13 protein-coding genes are annotated in these 15,464 nt (G+C 63.1%); 11 read left to right on the top strand and 2 right to left on the bottom strand.

Annotated elements, in window-relative coordinates:
- Positions 1–6 precede the first annotated feature (6 nt).
- The 5 genes from A3CW_RS0132890 to A3CW_RS0132870 all read left to right on the top strand — a co-directional run bounded on the left by A3CW_RS0132890 (position 7) and on the right by A3CW_RS0132870 (position 6,312).
- The gene (locus A3CW_RS0132890) at positions 7–915 is read left to right on the top strand and encodes a class II glutamine amidotransferase (RefSeq protein WP_028207359.1); all 909 of its coding nucleotides are present in this window, start codon (positions 7–9) and stop codon (positions 913–915) included.
- Positions 903–1,592, top strand: a complete 690-nt coding sequence (locus tag A3CW_RS0132885) for a GltB/FmdC/FwdC-like GXGXG domain-containing protein (protein ID WP_028207358.1) — start codon at positions 903–905, stop codon at positions 1,590–1,592. Before A3CW_RS0132890 ends, A3CW_RS0132885 begins: the two co-directional genes overlap by 13 nt.
- Before the next feature lie 26 nt (positions 1,593–1,618).
- Entirely contained in the window at positions 1,619–2,980 is a 1,362-nt protein-coding gene (locus A3CW_RS0132880; protein ID WP_028207357.1) for an FMN-binding glutamate synthase family protein, read from the top strand.
- Positions 2,981–3,060: 80 nt separating this feature from the next.
- Complete coding sequence (locus A3CW_RS0132875) at positions 3,061–4,494, top strand: APC family permease (protein WP_035514624.1); 1,434 nt, start codon at positions 3,061–3,063, stop codon at positions 4,492–4,494.
- Complete coding sequence (locus tag A3CW_RS0132870) at positions 4,495–6,312, top strand: bifunctional protein-serine/threonine kinase/phosphatase (protein ID WP_081771915.1); 1,818 nt, start codon at positions 4,495–4,497, stop codon at positions 6,310–6,312.
- On the opposite strand, the gene A3CW_RS52635 is transcribed toward A3CW_RS0132870, so the two are convergent.
- Together A3CW_RS52635 and A3CW_RS0132865 are read right to left on the bottom strand one after the other, a co-directional pair.
- On the bottom strand, positions 6,271–6,717 hold the full coding sequence (locus tag A3CW_RS52635; protein WP_154678095.1) for a hypothetical protein: 447 nt from the start codon (positions 6,715–6,717) through the stop codon (positions 6,271–6,273). The genes A3CW_RS0132870 and A3CW_RS52635 overlap by 42 nt on opposite strands.
- Before the next feature lie 454 nt (positions 6,718–7,171).
- Positions 7,172–7,648 (bottom strand): MarR family winged helix-turn-helix transcriptional regulator, encoded by a 477-nt coding sequence (locus A3CW_RS0132865; protein WP_028207354.1) that lies wholly within the window; start codon positions 7,646–7,648, stop codon positions 7,172–7,174.
- 189 nt (positions 7,649–7,837) lie between these two features.
- Here A3CW_RS0132865 and A3CW_RS0132860 point away from each other — a divergent pair, with 189 nt between their 5' ends.
- From A3CW_RS0132860 to A3CW_RS0132835, 6 genes are all read left to right on the top strand, one after another.
- Positions 7,838–8,926: an aromatic ring-hydroxylating dioxygenase subunit alpha gene (locus A3CW_RS0132860; RefSeq protein ID WP_028207353.1), complete on the top strand. Its 1,089-nt coding sequence runs from the start codon at positions 7,838–7,840 to the stop codon at positions 8,924–8,926.
- A complete protein-coding gene (locus tag A3CW_RS0132855; protein WP_028207352.1) occupies positions 8,923–9,888 on the top strand; it encodes a PDR/VanB family oxidoreductase in 966 nt (321 codons plus the stop codon). The genes A3CW_RS0132860 and A3CW_RS0132855 overlap by 4 nt, the downstream gene beginning before the upstream one ends.
- Positions 9,889–10,107: 219 nt before the next feature.
- Positions 10,108–10,875, top strand: a complete 768-nt coding sequence (locus tag A3CW_RS0132850; RefSeq protein ID WP_028207351.1) for a coniferyl-alcohol dehydrogenase — start codon at positions 10,108–10,110, stop codon at positions 10,873–10,875.
- A 41-nt stretch (positions 10,876–10,916) separates the two neighbouring features.
- Entirely contained in the window at positions 10,917–12,389 is a 1,473-nt protein-coding gene (locus tag A3CW_RS0132845) for a benzaldehyde dehydrogenase (RefSeq protein ID WP_028207350.1), read from the top strand.
- A gap of 67 nt (positions 12,390–12,456) precedes the next feature.
- Positions 12,457–13,290, top strand: coding sequence for a p-hydroxycinnamoyl CoA hydratase/lyase (locus A3CW_RS0132840; protein ID WP_028207349.1), 834 nt, complete (start codon positions 12,457–12,459; stop codon positions 13,288–13,290).
- A gap of 18 nt (positions 13,291–13,308) precedes the next feature.
- On the top strand, positions 13,309–15,432 hold the full coding sequence (locus tag A3CW_RS0132835) for an acetate--CoA ligase family protein (RefSeq protein WP_028207348.1): 2,124 nt from the start codon (positions 13,309–13,311) through the stop codon (positions 15,430–15,432).
- The last annotated feature ends 32 nt before the right edge of the window (positions 15,433–15,464 follow it).

Raw genomic sequence — 15,464 nt, 5'->3', positions numbered from 1 at the left:
CACACAATGTGTGGAATCGTAGGGTTGCTGGTGAAGACGCCGGCGCTACGCGAGCGGCTCGGCGAGCTGATGGTGCCGATGCTGATCGGCATGACCGAGCGCGGGCCCGATTCGGCGGGGCTTGCGGTGTTCGGCAGCGAGGTGGATGCGAGCCAGCGCAAGCTGAGCCTCTACGCGGGCTTCACGGACGAGGGCGCGCAATTTCCGTGGGCCGCACTCGCCGACGCACTCAATCACGCCTTGGACGTCACCGCACGCTTCGACGTGAAGGGCAATCATGCAGTGCTCACGCTTCAGGGCGATGCGGAGCGCGTCAAGGTGTGGTTGCGCGAGCATTATCCGAAGCTCTATCTGCTTTCCACTGGACGCTCGATCGATCTCTACAAGGACATTGGCTCGCCGGCCGAAGTGGCCGCGCGCTATGACTTCGCGAACCTCAAAGGCTCGCACCTCGTTGGCCACACGCGCATGGCCACGGAATCGGCCGTCACGCCGGACCGCGCGCATCCATTCACGGCGGGAGAGGATTTCTGCCTCGTGCACAACGGATCGCTTTCAAACCCGTACGGCGTGCGCCGCAAGCTCGAGCCGCTCGGCATCCACTTCGATACCGACAACGACACCGAAGCCGCGTGCCGCTTCATTGAATGGCGCCTGCGCGAGGGCGATGCGCTGCCCGAGGCGCTGCAAAAAGGCTTCGAGGAGCTGGACGGCTTTTATACGTTCCTGATGGGCACGACGACCGAACTCGCGCTGATCCGCGATCCGTTCGCGTGCAAGCCGGCCGTGGTCGCGGAGAACGAAGACTACGTAGCGATTGCCTCGGAGTTTCGCTCGCTCGCGCATCTGCCCGATATCCGCAACGCGAAGGTCTTCGAACCCGCTCCCGAGGAGATGTACGTATGGAAAGCCTGATTTTCGACCTCGAGACGCAGACGGTCCGGGACCTGAACCAATACCTGCACGGCGACGCAGCGGCGCTGGCGGGGCAGCGCATCGCCCTCACGTCGCCGAATGGGGCACACAACATCGCCGTGGGCGTAGATGCCGACCTGCATGTGACGATCAAGGGCCACGCGGGCTACTACGCCGGCGGAATGAACCAGCAGGCGACGATCGTGATCGAGGGGAGCGCCGGTACGGGCGTCGCCGAGAACATGATGAGCGGCAAGGTCCATGTGCGCGGCTTCGCCTCGAACGGCGCGGGCGCTTCCGCGCACGGCGGACTGCTCGTGATCGACGGCGACGCGGGCCTGCGCTGCGGAATCTCGCTCAAAGGCGGGGACATCGTGGTGGGTGGCTCCGTGGGCAGCTTCTCGGCCTTCATGGCACAGGCGGGCCGCATGGTGATATGCGGCGACGCGGGCGACGCGCTGGGCGATTCGCTCTATGAAGCGGTGCTCTACGTGCGCGGCGAAGTGAAATCGCTGGGGGCGGACGCGCAGTACGAACCGATGAGCGACGCCGATCTCGACGCAGTGCGCGTGTTGCTCGCGGCCGCCGGGCTGAATCACGATGCGTCGTCCTTCAAGCGAATCGCCTCCGCCCGCACGCTCTATCACTGGAACGCCGACGCGAACCAGGAATATTGAACACACGCTCTCTGAGAAGGTTCCCCATGGATGCCAAACCCGTTCAATTCGGTCGTTTGCAGCACGAAGAGTCGCATGGCTACGACCGCAAGACGATCGACTATATCCACTCGGCCGCACAGCGAGGTCTCTATGAGATTCGCGGTCTCGGCGCGAAGCGCCACGTGCCGCATTTCGACGACCTGCTGTTTCTCGGCGCCTCGCTGTCGCGCTATCCGCTCGAAGGGTATCGCGAGAAGTGCTCGACCCAGACCGTTCTGGGCACGCGCTTCGCAAAGAAACCTGTCGTGCTGGATATTCCGGTCACGATTGCGGGCATGAGCTTCGGCGCACTGTCCGCGAACGTCAAGGAGGCGCTCGGGCAGGCCGCGACGGCGATGGGCACGTCCACGACCACCGGCGACGGCGGCATGACCCAGGAGGAGCGCCGCTCGTCGAAGACGCTGGTTTATCAGTGCCTGCCGTCGCGCTACGGCTTCAATCCGGACGACGTGCGCCGTGCCGACGCGATCGAAATTGTGATCGGCCAGGGCGCAAAGCCGGGTGGGGGCGGGATGCTGCTCGGACATAAAGTGAATCCGCGCGTGGCGGCGATGCGTACCTTGCCGGCCGGCGTCGACCAGCGCTCGGCGAGCCGTCACCCGGACTGGACCGGTCCTGACGATCTGGCGATCAAGATCCAGGAACTGCGCGAAATTACTGACTGGAACACGCCCGTGTATGTGAAGGTCGGGGCGACCCGCACGTTCAATGACGTCAAGCTCGCCGTCCATGCTGGCGCGGACGTGGTCGTGATCGACGGCATGCAGGGGGGCACCGCGGCCACCCAGACCTGCTTCATCGAGAACGTCGGGATTCCGACGCTGGCTGCGGTGCGCCAGGCGGTGGACGCCCTCGAAGACCTGAACATGAAAGGGCAGGTCCAACTGATCGTGTCGGGCGGCATTCGGACCGGAGCCGACGTAGCCAAGGCGCTGGCGCTTGGTGCAGACGCCGTCGCGATCGGGCAGGGCATGCTGATGGCACTCGGCTGCAATAGCGACAGCTACTTCCAGAACGGCGCACTGCATTCGGCGGCTGCCGACTATGCCGCGCTCGGCACGTCGCCGGGCTTCTGCCACCACTGCCACACCGGCAAATGCCCCGTTGGCGTGACGACCCAGGACGCCGTTCTCGAACAGCGCCTCCAGCCCGACGAAGGTTCGCGGCGCGTGCGCAATTACCTGAAGACGCTGAACATGGAACTGACGACGATCGCGCGTGCCTGCGGGAAGCAGAACGTGCATCACCTCGAGCCCGAGGATCTGGTCGCCCTGACCGTGGAAGCCGCCGCGATGGCACGCGTGCCACTCGCGGGCACTTCGTGGATTCCCGGCTGGAGCAATTAATTTCAGTTCGCTGAAATTTTTTGACTCTGGGAAAGTTAAGCAAACACGACGTTGAATCCCCAATCTTTCAGGAGCCCTACATGAGTACGCAAAGCACCACACAGGCAGCGCCGGCATCGTCAACCGGCCTGCGTGCCGGTACTTTAGGTTTTGCCGAGGTGATTGGCCAATCTATCGCCAACGTTTCGCCAACCTTTACGCCTTCGATCAATGTGACCGCGATCGCGGCGCTGGCAGGCGCGGGGACCTGGCTGATTTATGGCCTTTCGACGCTCGGGCTGCTGCTTGTCAGCATGAGCATCATCGCGCTCTCGAGCCGGATTGCAACCGCCGGCTCATTCTTCATCTATATTTCGCGCGCGCTCGGCCCGATGGCAGGGGGCATGGCCGGCTGGGGGTTGATCGCAGCGTATATAGGCACCGCGATGGGGGTAGGCGCTGCAGGTGTGGTGTTCGTGCAGAATGCCTTCTCCTCCTGGGGCATCAACGTCCCGTCGTGGGCAATCTACACCGTGTTCGTTGCTCTCGCCTGGTTCTTCTCCGCACGCGATGTGAAGCTTTCCTCGCGCCTCTCACTGGCAATCGAGGCAGCTTCAGTGCTGATCGTGGGCGGCGTGCTGATCTACGTGCTCGCCCTTCATCCCGACCATATCGTCGACCACACGCAGTTGAGCCTGCAGGGCGTGAGCGGCAAGGGCATGGCGCAGGGCATGGTGCTCGGCATTTTCTCGTTCGTGGGCTTCGAAAGCGCTGCCTCGCTTGGCCAGGAGACCCGCGACCCGCTGCGCATCATCCCGCGCGCCGTGGTCTGGAGCTTGATCCTGTCGGGTGTCTTCTTCATGTTCGTCGCGTATTCGATGACGATCGCCTACCACGACGATGCAGCCAAGCTCGGCGCCGATTCGGCCGTGCTTACCACGTTGCTGACGAGCGTCGGCGCCTCGCCGCTCGGCCCGGTGTTTTATCTGATCGCCTCGGTCAGCGCGTTCTCGTGTGTGCTTGCGTGCATCAACTCGTCCAGCCGCCTGCTGTACTCCATGGGTCGCTACCAGTTCGTGCACCGCTCAATGGGAATGGTTCACCGCACGCACCAGACGCCGTATCTCGCTGTGGCATTCTCCTCGATCGTGACTTTCGTTGTGTGCATTGCGATGCTTGGCACCGGTCCACTCAATACCTTCGGTTACACGAGTACGTTCGCCACCTTTGGCTTTCTGGTGACCTATTTTCTCGTCGCGGTTTCCGCGCCTCTCTATCTGAAGAAGCTGGGCGTACTCAAGCCGGTCAACGTGCTGTGGAGCGTGCTTGGCGCGTTGGCGATGGTCGGCGCAGTGATTGGCAGCGTCTATCCGGTGCCTGACTATCCGTATAACATACTGCCGTATCTGTTCGTGGCGTACATGCTGGTCGGCACGGTCTGGTTGCTCATGCTGAAGAAGCGTTCGCCGCAGGTGCTCGAGAAGATCGAACACGATCTGGAAACCAGCGACGTGATGACTCACGGCAAAAAGTAAATGACTGAACCGCGCTTCGTGGACCGCCTGTCTGCACCGGCCGCGGACCGGAAGTCGGTCCATGCAGCCGGGACAGCGATTGCTCCTCGCGAAGCGGATTCTCAGGAAGTCGACTTGCAGTTGCAGCCCGAGCGCGGCGAATGTGCCGCGCTCGAGATCGGCTGCGTCTCCCGCCCGGCGCGTCTGCGTGGGCAAAATCGCGTCAACGAAGACTATTTCGGCGTGATGCTGGGCGACCTGGCTGCGCGCGCCGCGCGTGGCAGTGTGATCGCGCTGGCAGACGGTGTGAGCGGAAGTCAGGGTGGCCGGGTCGCGGCCGAACTCTCGGTGCGTACCTTCATCGACGCGTATTACGGGCTACCCGAAACGCTCCAGCCCAGCGTGGCCGCTGCGCGTTCGCTAGAGGCGGTGCACGGATGGCTGCACCACATGGGCCGCGTCGATCCAACGCTCAAGCAGATGGCCGCGTCATTCGCCGCGCTGGTCATACGGCGCGCCACAGCGTATCTGGTAGCGGCCGGAGATGTGCGGCTCTATTTGCTGCGCGACGGGCAACTGGCACAAATCGGCGAAGACGACATTGTGCCGGTTGCTTTTGGTTCGTACGTGGCGCACGCCGTTGGCATGAACCCGGCGCTCGTGACCCGCTTCGAAACGTTCGAATTGCGTGAGGATGATCGCCTGCTACTGTGCTCGGACGGTCTTTATCGTCATGTGCCAGTGCGGGAACTGCAAACGGTGCTCGCGACGCGCAATGGCGCGCTCGAAACTGCGCGCCGACTCGACGCGCTGGCACTGACGCGCGGCTCCCAGGACGACGTCACGAGCGCGGTGATTGACGTCGGCAGCCTGCCTTTGCTCGACGTCGGCTATCTGGAGCGAGTGGTCGGCATGCTGCCGATTCTCGCCGTGCCCGACGCCGGCGACGTGATCGATGGATATCTGCTCAAGAGCGTGCTCAGCGATGGCTTCTATTCGCGGATCTTCGCCGGCTACGATCTGGCCGATCCGGACACGCCACTGGCGCTCAAGTTTCCCAAACCGCGCGTCGAGCAAGACGAGAACATACGCCAGTCGACCGTGCGGGAGCGCTGGCTCGCAGGCAAGGTCGGCGACGCCGGCGTGCTCGCGCCGCTGCCTGTTGACGCCAATCGGCAAACCCGGCTTTATGTGGTGATGCCGCTCGGCGCGGGAGTCACGCTCGAAAAGCTGCTTTCGGCGCCCGAGCCCATAGGGCTGCCGCGCGCGATCGGAATAGCACGGCAATTGGGCCGCTCGATCGACGCGCTGAATCGGCGCAATGTCTTCCATCGCGATATCAAGCCCGAGAACGTGCTGGTGATGCAGGACGACAGGACGTGCCTGCTCGACCTGGGCTTCGGTTATATGCCCGGTATGGAGTTGCCTGGCCCAGCCTCCGCGCCTGGCACACCCGCGTACATGGCGCCTGAGTTGATGAAGGGTGCGCAAGGCGATGCGCGTTCCGAGGTATTTGCGTATGGCGTGACGCTGTACCGGCTGTTCAGCGGTGGCAAATTGCCATACGGCTTCAATGGCCGCGTGCCTCTTTACCAGTATCGGCTCGACGCGCCGCATTGGCTTGACCTCGTGCTGGAGAAAGCGCTGCAGTCCGATCCCGCACGCAGGTATCAGGACGTACTCGCAGTCTGCGCCGATCTCGAGCGCCTTTCGAGCGGCCAGGGTGCGATGGCTCCGGTTCGACGCAAGCCCTTGCTCGAGAGCGAACCAGTGCTGTTCTGGCAGGGGATCTCGGTTCTATTGCTGGCGCTGCTGTTGTGGTCGCTGATACGGCGATGAGCTTTCGCGTTTACATGCGGACAGATTGAACCACGAAACCGGCTCGCGGTGGTGAGTTAAGCAATGCCCAACCCGCAACGTTGTTTTACATAAATATAAAGAGCGATCTTTCGCTTGTTGCTTCCCATAATGTTTTTGGACAAACCACGGGGGAAGCAAGGGTGACGGCGGCTGAATGTCGATTTCGACGCCGCTGTAGCGGCAATAGTACTTGCCGCTAAGTATGTCCCGAACCGGAAGCCGTTTCGAATACTTATCTCTATATTCGCTTTGTGTTTCGACTTCTGGAGAAAACTTCGGCGCAGACGCAAGCGAAGTTGGTCCTACCGCGTGAATCGCCGCCTGCTGCGCGCTTTCCAGCACTTCCCGGCAAATGAGCTTCGAAGGCGTTTGCGCATTGACCATTGCTCCGCCCGTCGCGATACAACTTCGGCTGCAATCGTAGGTCGCGACACAACCTTCCTTGATCCGGCACTCGACAGGTCCAACTTTGCTTGCAATGGAAAGCGCCGCTCGGGCCTTGTCTGGCGGGGCAGAGCGCAAAATTGTGCAGCGCCCTGCAGTAGGCACAACCTGACTTTGTGAACGTGAATCGTTCGCGGTGTCGCGAGCGATGACAGCGCCTCAAGCGCACGGTTCGCGTCACCCCGGCAATGCGTGCCGTGTTGCAGGGATGAGCGCTGCGACGGCGCGCGATTATGCGGTGGGCTGAGCAACTGGACTCGGTTCCGTGCCGCAACGGAGGTGATTCCGTCGGAAGACGCGGGCATTTTTTGCTGGGCGCATTGGTCCGGCAGACGCACAGCATGTCTCTTGCCGTTGCCTTCCGAACAAGTCGCGATTTGAAGGAGTGAAGGCACTATGCCTTGAGCGGAGCCCGGCTTTGCTCGTTGTTCAAATGGACGAATTTACCGAGCAGGCGTATCAGGTCAATGGCGTCCTTCTCGCCCATACCTTCGAAAAGACTGTCGCGCAGATCGCGCACCAGCGGCACCATCCCGGCCAGCAGCATCTTGCCTTCAGGCGTGAGCATGAGCCGCCGCTGCCGCCTCGGCAACATCTCCCGTACGATCCACCCCTTGCTTTCCAGCCGCACAGCGATGTCGGCCGTGGTCGAGGTGTCGAGCGCGACCTTCTGTGCGAGTGTGACCTGGTCCAGGCCGGGACACTCATCCAGCATGCGGAGCACGGCATATTGCACCGGGGTGACGTCGCGCCCGAGCTTTTCATAAAACATCGCAACCGCGATCTGGTGTGCGCGGCGGATCAGGTGGCCGGGCTCTTCGTAGAGATCCAGTGGCCGACGCTGTGTGTCGGCGGCATTCCGGTTTTTCATGGCAAGGGGAGAGCGGTCTTCGTTTGATCCGCGTTGTTCGAATGTCTGGGTGACCCGTCGAGGGAAAACCAGTATACCGCTCTCCTTGTCCGGGTCACCTTGAATGAGTACACTGATTGTGATTCAGCATACTGAATGATGAGCCGGAAATCGGCAACATTGCACCAGGGGAACCAGGAGGTAAGGGACATGTTCTTGAAGAATGCGTGGTACGTGGCTTGCATGCCGGACGAGATCGCAGCCGGGCCGCTCGGCCGCAAGATCTGCGGCGAGACGATCGTGTTTTATCGTGGGGAGGGCAGCAAGGTTGTGGCCCTCGAAGACTTCTGCCCGCATCGCGGCGCACCGCTGTCACTCGGCTTTGTCCGCGACGGGCGGCTTGTCTGTGGCTATCACGGGCTGGAGATGGGGTGCGACGGGAAGGCGTCCGGGATGCCGGGGCAGCGTATTGGCGGTTTCCCATCGATCAGGCGTTATCCCGCCGTCGAACGGTACGGGTTTATCTGGGTTTGGCCCGGTGACGCATCGCAGGCGGATCCGGAAAAACTGCATCCTCTGCCGTGGGCGGAAGACCCTGCCTGGGCCTATGGCGGCGGCCTGTATCACATCAATTGCGATTACCGCCTCATGATCGACAATTTGATGGACCTGACGCACGAAACCTATGTGCATGCAAGCAGTATTGGTCAGAAAGAGATCGACGAGGCGCCGCCGAAGACGGTCAGCCAGGGCGATGAAGTCGTCACGAGCCGTTTCATGAACAACATCGGCGCTCCGCCTTTCTGGAAGATGGCGTTGCGCGGCAACGGGCTTGCGGACGACGTGCCAGTCGATCGCTGGCAGATTTGCCGCTTCAGCCCGCCGAGCCACGTCATGATCGAGGTCGGTGTCGCGCATGCCGGGCATGGCGGCTACGATGCGCCCGCAGAACACAAGGCCTCGTCGGTCGTCGTCGATTTCATCACCCCGGAAACGGAGACCTCTATCTGGTATTTCTGGGGCATGGCGCGCAATTTCCGGCCTGACGACGCTGAACTGACCGCGCAGATTCAAGAGGGCCAGGGGAAAATTTTCGCCGAGGACCTCGAGATGCTCGAACGTCAGCAGCAGAACCTGCTGACGTGGCCGGATCGCCCGCTGCTGAAGCTCAACATCGATGCCGGCGGTGTGCTATCGCGCAAGGTGATCGATCGTCTGCTGGCCGGGGAGAGCGCGAAACAGCCCGGGCGTCCGGTCGTGCCGGTTGTGCCGATGGTGCCCACGAAGGAGGCCCCGTGAGCGCCGCGACGTTGATGGTCGAAGTCGTGCGCAAATGGGATGAGGCGCGCGGCATCTGCGGCTTTGAACTCATGCGGGCAGACCGTGCGCCGCTGCCCCGCTTCAGCGCAGGCGCCCATATCGACGTGCATCTGCCAGACCGATTCGTGCGGCAGTACTCTCTCTGCGGCGACCCAGCGCAGCAGGACAGATACGAAATCGCCGTGCTGCGCGATGCGAACGGGAGAGGCGGGTCAATGGCGATCCACGATTGCGTACAGCAGGGTGACCTGATCCGTATCGGCGAGCCACGCAACCATTTTCCGCTCGATTCGCAGGCTGGCCGGCACCTGCTGCTGGCAGGGGGCATCGGTGTGACACCGGTCCTTTCCATGGCTGCGCATCTGCACACACTCGGGGCGTCGTTCGATATGCACTACTGTACGCGTTCGCGCGAACAGACCGCATTCGAGCATCGGCTGGCCGGATCTGCGTATCGCGACCGCGTGCAGTTCCATTTCGATGACGCAGGCGAGCATCAAGGCTTCGATGTTGCCATGGTGCTCGGCGCAGCGACGGCGGATACGCATCTTTACGTCTGCGGTCCGCGCGGCTTCATGGAGGCGGTGCTGGCGGAGGCACGCGCACAGGGCTGGCCAGAACACCGGCTGCACTACGAGTTCTTTTCCGGGCAGACTCCGTATTCGGGCGAAGAAGCGGCATTCCAGGTCCGGATTCAGAGCAGCGGTGCGGTGATCGACGTGCAGCCCGGATGCTCGGTTGTCGAAGCGCTCGCCAGGCACGGCGTAGACGTGCTGACATCGTGCGAGCAGGGCGTCTGCGGCACATGCATGACTCGTGTGCTCGAAGGCCAGCCCGATCATCGGGACAGCTATCTTACTGATGCGGAGAAGGCTGCCGGCGAGTACTTCCTGCCGTGTTGCTCGCGCGCCCGATCTGCGCTTCTCGTGCTCGACCTGTAGAACTTCATCTGTGGCGTGCCGTTTCGGCACGTTCCTCCAGCGTTGCCCGGCGTGTTTGTCCGGGCGCGTCGACATTCCCGCCAGGTTTCAGCCTCATCCGCGGTGGTCCTCCAGACCGTTTTCGTGTTGTGGCACAAGTCCAAAAAAATAGTTATAACAAGTAACGATTATGGTATAAAACCATAAACGACGCTCAATCAGAACGAAGGAGACAACTGCATGAAACTGCACGGGAAAACCCTGGTCATCACTGGCGTGGCGTCCGGTATCGGCGCGGAGACGGCCAGGCTCGCAAGGTACTACGGTGCGTGCGTGATTGGCGTCGATCGACAGCCCGTCAACATGACGCTTGACGCGTTTCACCAGGCCGATCTCGGGGAACCGGCCTCCATCGATGCGCTCGTCGCACAACTTCCGGCACGTATCGACGCGCTGGCCAACATCGCAGGCGTTCCAGGCACTGCACCAGTCGATGCCGTCGCGCGCGTCAACTACCTCGGCCTGCGCCATCTCAGCGAAGCATTGCTGCCGCGCATCGCGCCTGGCGGCTGCGTGATCAACGTCGCATCGATCCTCGGCGCGGAGTGGCCGCAGCGACTGAACCTGCACCGCGAACTGGCCGATACGGCGGGTTTCGACAGCGGCGCAAAATGGCTCGATGCGCATCCCGTTCCCCAGGCTACCTGCTATCAGTACTTCAAGGAAGCATTGATTGTTTGGACTGCTAAGCGTTCGCAGGACTGGTTTGCGCAGCACTCGGTGCGCGTCAACAGCGTGGCGCCGGGCCCCGTTTTCACGCCGATCCTTGGCGATTTCGTCACGATGCTCGGACCCGAACGTGTCGAGGCCGATGCTGCAAAGATGAAGCGCCCCGCGTATGCCGACGAAGTGGCCGAGGCTATCGTATTTCTTGCCTCTGATTCCGCGCGCTGGATCAACGGCGTCAATCTGCCCGTCGATGGCGGGCTGGCTGCCACCGCGATCTGAACACGTTCTACTCCATCCCATTATTCCAGGAGACATTCGTGATGAGCAATCCGTCAGGCTTTTCGTTTGCCAACGCCGACACGTGGCGCGGCAAGATTTTCAACGGCGATTGGTTCACGGCGTCCGGCGCGCTGGACGTCATCGAGCCGGCTTCGGGTCAGCCGCTGCACCAGGTCGGCAAGGCCACCCCAGAGAACGTTGCGATCGCTGTGCGCGAGGCTCGCGCCGCACAGCGGCTCTGGGCTGCGACGCCGCCGCGCGAGCGCGCCGCGGTTTTTCATCGTGCGGCTGCGTTGCTGCAGGAGCACGCACCGGCCGCTGCGGCGCTTATCGCCCGTGAAACGGGCGGCATCCTGCCCAAGGGCGAGCACGAGGTACGGGAATCGATCGTGCTGCTGCAGCGTGCTGCGGCGATGCCGCTTGAAGCCAATGGCCGGGTCCTGCCGAGCGTGCCGGGTCGGCTCAGCATCGCTCGCCAGTTGCCGCTGGGCGTGATCGGCGTGATCTCGCCGTTCAATTTTCCGCTCGTGCTGTCGCTGCGTTCGGTCGCGCCGGCGCTCGCGGTCGGTAACGCTGTCGTTCTGAAGCCGGATCCGCGTACGCCTTACGCCGGCGGCTTCGTGATTGCCGAAGTGCTGGCCGCTGCGGGCTTGCCGAAGGGCTTGCTGCATGTGCTGCCCGGCGGTGCGGATGTCGGCCAGGCGCTGGTCGAAGCGCCTGGCGTGCCGATGCTCGCGTTCACCGGCTCGACGGCCGCCGGCCGCAAGATTGGCGAACTGGCTGGCCGCCATCTGAAGAAGGTGTCGCTGGAGCTGGGCGGCAAGAATTCGCTGATCGTCCTCGAAGATGCCGATCTCGACAAGGCCGTTTCGGCGATCGCGTTCGGCGCCTGGTTTCACCAGGGGCAAATCTGCATGGCAACGGGCCGCGTGCTGGCCCACCGCAGCATCGCGGAAGCACTGACCCGGCGTCTCGCCGACAAGGCGCGTCACCTGCCGGTGGGGGATCCGGCTGTTGCGCAGGTGGCGCTCGGGCCGATCATCGACCAGCGCCAGCTGCAGAACGTCGTCGACATCGTTGGCGCGTCGGTGGCGGCCGGCGCGGTGGTCGAGGCCGGGGGCACGCATGAAGGCCTGTTCTATGCGCCGACGGTGCTGTCCAACGTGAAACCGGGTATGCGCGTGTTCGATGAGGAAGTGTTCGGGCCCGTCGCCAGTGTGATTCCGTTCGATACTGACGAAGAAGCGGCCGAGTTGGCCAACCGCACCGAGTACGGCCTGTCCGCAGGCGTGATTTCGGCATCGGTCGGTCGCGCGATGGCGCTCGGCGAGCGGCTGCATACGGGTCTCCTGCACATCAACGACCAGACGGTCGCCGACGAGGTCATCAACCCGTTCGGCGGAACGGGCGCGTCGGGCAACGGCACCAGCGTGGGCGGTCCGGCAGACTGGGAGCAGTACACGCACTGGCAGTGGGTCACGATCAAGGACGCCGTTCCGCAGTATCCGTTCTAGGCAACAGCGGGGTCCTGAAGTGATCAGGATGCCAAATAATATTTCATTATCGATCAGGAAGTGAGCAATGAGCAGCCAGGCAGAGGAACAAACCGTCGTTTTCAGCATCGAGGACGGCGTGGCATGGGTGAAATTCAACCGCCCGGAAAAGCGCAATGCGATGAGTCCGGCGCTGAACCGGCGCATGATGCAGGTGTTCGACGAGCTTGAGTTTCATCCGGACGTGGGCGTGCTCGTGCTGACTGGTGAAGGCACGGCATGGACGGCCGGTATGGATCTCCAGGAGTACTTCCGCGACACGGAGGCCCACGGCCTCGGTGGAACGCGCAAGGCGCAGCGCGAGAGCTACGGCTGGTGGCGACGCCTGCGCTGGTACCAGAAGCCCACCATCGCGATGATCAACGGCTGGTGTTTCGGCGGTGGCTACGGTCCGCTGTTCGCGTGTGATCTCGCGTTCTGCGCCGAAGAAGCGCGTTTCGGCCTGTCGGAAATCAACTGGGGCATTCTGCCGGGCGGCGGCGCATCGAAGGTTGCCGCGGAACTGCTGTCGTTCCGCCGCGCGATGTATCACGCGATGCTCGGCGAGAACATCGACGGCCGCAAGGCGGCGGAATGGGGGCTCGTCAACGAGGCGGTGCCGGCCGCGCAACTGCGTGAGCGTGTGGTCGAGGTGGCGCAGGCGCTGCTGAAGAAGAATCCGGTTGCCCTGAAGGCGACCAAGGATGCAATCCGGCGTGTGCGCGAGATGACCTATGACAATGCCGAGGATTTCCTCGTGCGAGCTCAGGAAGCCGCCAACAGCTACGACGACGGGCGCAAGGAGGGGCTCAAGCAGTTCCTGGACGACAAGACCTACAAGCCCGGTCTTGGCACGTACGACCTGACGCGTCAGGATATCTGAGCGCGGGAGCCCGTCGACATGAACCTGACCCAATCCGTGGAGCGTTTGCTGCGGCCTGCGTCGATTGCCATCGTCGGCGCTTCGCCGACGCCGGGTGCGCTCGGGGCATCGCTGCTGGCCAATCTGGAACGCAATGACTACCGAGGCCAGATCTATCTGGTCAACCCGAAGCGCGACGAGATCAACGGCCGACCGTGCGTGAATTCGATCGAGCAATTGCCGGATGGCATTGATGTCGCCGTGCTGGCGATCCCGCAGGCAGCGGTGCTCGACGCAGTACGCCAGCTCGCCGCGCGCAAGGTCGGGGCCGTCGTGATCTTTTCGGCGGGCTTCGCCGAGGCCGGCGCGGAGGGGATCGCGCAGCAGCAGGAGATCGCGAGAATCGCAGCCGACGCGGGGATGCTCGTCGAAGGGCCGAACTGCCTCGGCTGCATCAACTACCTCGAACGCGTACCTCTGACGTTCATCGAAACGAACGTGAGCAAGGAGCAGGCGAGCCGCAGCCGCAGCCAACCGGCGATCGGCATTCTGTCGCAGAGCGGCGCCATGATGGCGGTGCTCAATACGATGCTGGCAAGCCGTGGGTTGCCGTTGTCGTATGCGGTATCGACCGGCAACGAGGCGGCGAGCCATCTCGAAGATTATCTGCAGTTCCTGCTGGATGATCCCGGCACGCGAGTCATCACGATGATCGCCGAACAGTTCCGGCAGCCGGGCCGTCTGCTCGAGATTGCGCGCGCCGCTCGCCGGGCGGGCAAGCTGCTGGTGCTGCTGCATCCGGGCAGGAGCGCTGCGGCGCGCGCATCGGCGGCGACGCATACGGGCGCGATGGCGGGCGACCATGCGCTGATGCTAACCAAGGTCGAGCGCGCGGGTATCGTGGTCGCGCATACGCTGGAGGAACTGGGCGATATTGCGGAAATCGGCCTGCGCTGCGCGCGCCTGCCGGCAAGCGGAACCGCAATTGTCGGCGAATCGGGCGCGTTCAAGGCACTGTGCCTCGACATCTGCGAAACGCTTGACCTCGAACTGCCGCCGGTAAGCGATGACGATGCGCCTGCGTTGCGCACCGCGATGCCGGCGTTCGTTGCGGTCAGCAATCCGCTCGATCTGACCGCGCAGGGACTGGTGGACCCGGAGCTCTACTACCGCACGCTGTCGGCGCTCTTCGACGATCCGAGGTTCTCCGTCATCGTCGTGGGTCTGATCCAGACCGATCCGGTCACCTGCTCGATCAAGATGCCGCCTGTGTTGCGCGCGGTGCGTGAACTGCGTCCCACCAAACCCGTAATTTGCGCGGGGCTGGATGAAGGCGCGGCCGTCCCACCCGAATACGTTGCGCAAATGCGCGAGTTGGGCATCCCGTACTTCCCGAGCACGGAACGCGCGTTGCGGGCCGTCGCACGTCTCGTTGAACTCGCCAGCCGGGACTTCGCCGAAGCCGATCTCGAACCGGTGAATGTGCGCCTGCCGCAGCAGGCTGGTGTAGTGCCGGAATACCGCGCGAAGCAGGTGCTTGCACCGCTCGGCGTTCCGTTCTCGCGTGGGGAGCTCGCGACGGACGTCGATGCCGCGCTGACGATCGCGGAGCGCATCGGCTATCCCGTCGCACTCAAGGTTCAGGCCGCCGGGTTGAGCCACAAAAGCGACGTCGGCGGCGTGATCCTCGGCGTGAGCGGGATCGACGCGTTGAGAGCCGCCTGGCTGCAGCTCGGCGACAACGTGAAGCGTCATGCCCCGACTGTCGTACCTGATGGCGTGCTGATCGAGCGGATGGGCAGGCGCGGCCTCGAAATGATCGTGGGCGCGCGCAACGATCCGCAGTGGGGGCCGGTGATCCTGGTCGGGTTCGGTGGGGTCGCAGCCGAGGTGATGCGAGACGTCCGGCTGCTGCCGCACGATCTGACGAGGGAAGCGGTAGCGCGCGAGATCGGACTGCTGAAAGGCGCTCCGCTGTTGCAAGGCTATCGCGGCGAACCGGCGCTGGATGTCGAAGCGCTCGCAGATGTCGTCTTGCGTCTTGGCGCGTTGCTTCAGTCCCAGCCGGGCATCCGCGAGATTGATCTGAACCCGGTTGTGGTCTATCCGGAGGGCAACGGCGTGCTGGCGCTCGACGCATTGATGCTGGTCGAACCGCATTGAAGGCCCTGATCCCGCCGGGGCGCGATAGCGGC

The sequence above is a fragment of the Paraburkholderia nodosa DSM 21604 genome, from assembly GCF_000519185.1.
In the GTDB taxonomy this organism is placed as follows: domain Bacteria; phylum Pseudomonadota; class Gammaproteobacteria; order Burkholderiales; family Burkholderiaceae; genus Paraburkholderia; species Paraburkholderia nodosa.
Note: the sequence above shows the minus strand (reverse complement) of the source record. Positions and strands in the feature narration are given on the sequence as shown.

Bases quoted from the DNA above. Each gene is read 5' to 3' on its own strand.
- A3CW_RS0132850 (WP_028207351.1), top strand. From the start codon at position 10,108: ATGAAACTGCACGGGAAAACCCTGGTCATCACTGGCGTGGCGTCCGGT.
- A3CW_RS0132885 (WP_028207358.1), top strand. From the start codon at position 903: ATGGAAAGCCTGATTTTCGACCTCGAGACGCAGACGGTCCGGGACCTG.
- A3CW_RS0132860 (WP_028207353.1), top strand. From the start codon at position 7,838: ATGTTCTTGAAGAATGCGTGGTACGTGGCTTGCATGCCGGACGAGATC.
- A3CW_RS0132880 (WP_028207357.1), top strand. From the start codon at position 1,619: ATGGATGCCAAACCCGTTCAATTCGGTCGTTTGCAGCACGAAGAGTCG.
- A3CW_RS0132875 (WP_035514624.1), top strand. From the start codon at position 3,061: ATGAGTACGCAAAGCACCACACAGGCAGCGCCGGCATCGTCAACCGGC.
- A3CW_RS0132890 (WP_028207359.1), top strand. From the start codon at position 7: ATGTGTGGAATCGTAGGGTTGCTGGTGAAGACGCCGGCGCTACGCGAG.
- A3CW_RS0132865 (WP_028207354.1), bottom strand. From the start codon at position 7,648: ATGAAAAACCGGAATGCCGCCGACACACAGCGTCGGCCACTGGATCTC.
- A3CW_RS0132845 (WP_028207350.1), top strand. From the start codon at position 10,917: ATGAGCAATCCGTCAGGCTTTTCGTTTGCCAACGCCGACACGTGGCGC.
- A3CW_RS0132870 (WP_081771915.1), top strand. From the start codon at position 4,495: ATGACTGAACCGCGCTTCGTGGACCGCCTGTCTGCACCGGCCGCGGAC.
- A3CW_RS0132840 (WP_028207349.1), top strand. From the start codon at position 12,457: ATGAGCAGCCAGGCAGAGGAACAAACCGTCGTTTTCAGCATCGAGGAC.
- A3CW_RS52635 (WP_154678095.1), bottom strand. From the start codon at position 6,717: ATGGTCAATGCGCAAACGCCTTCGAAGCTCATTTGCCGGGAAGTGCTG.
- A3CW_RS0132835 (WP_028207348.1), top strand. From the start codon at position 13,309: ATGAACCTGACCCAATCCGTGGAGCGTTTGCTGCGGCCTGCGTCGATT.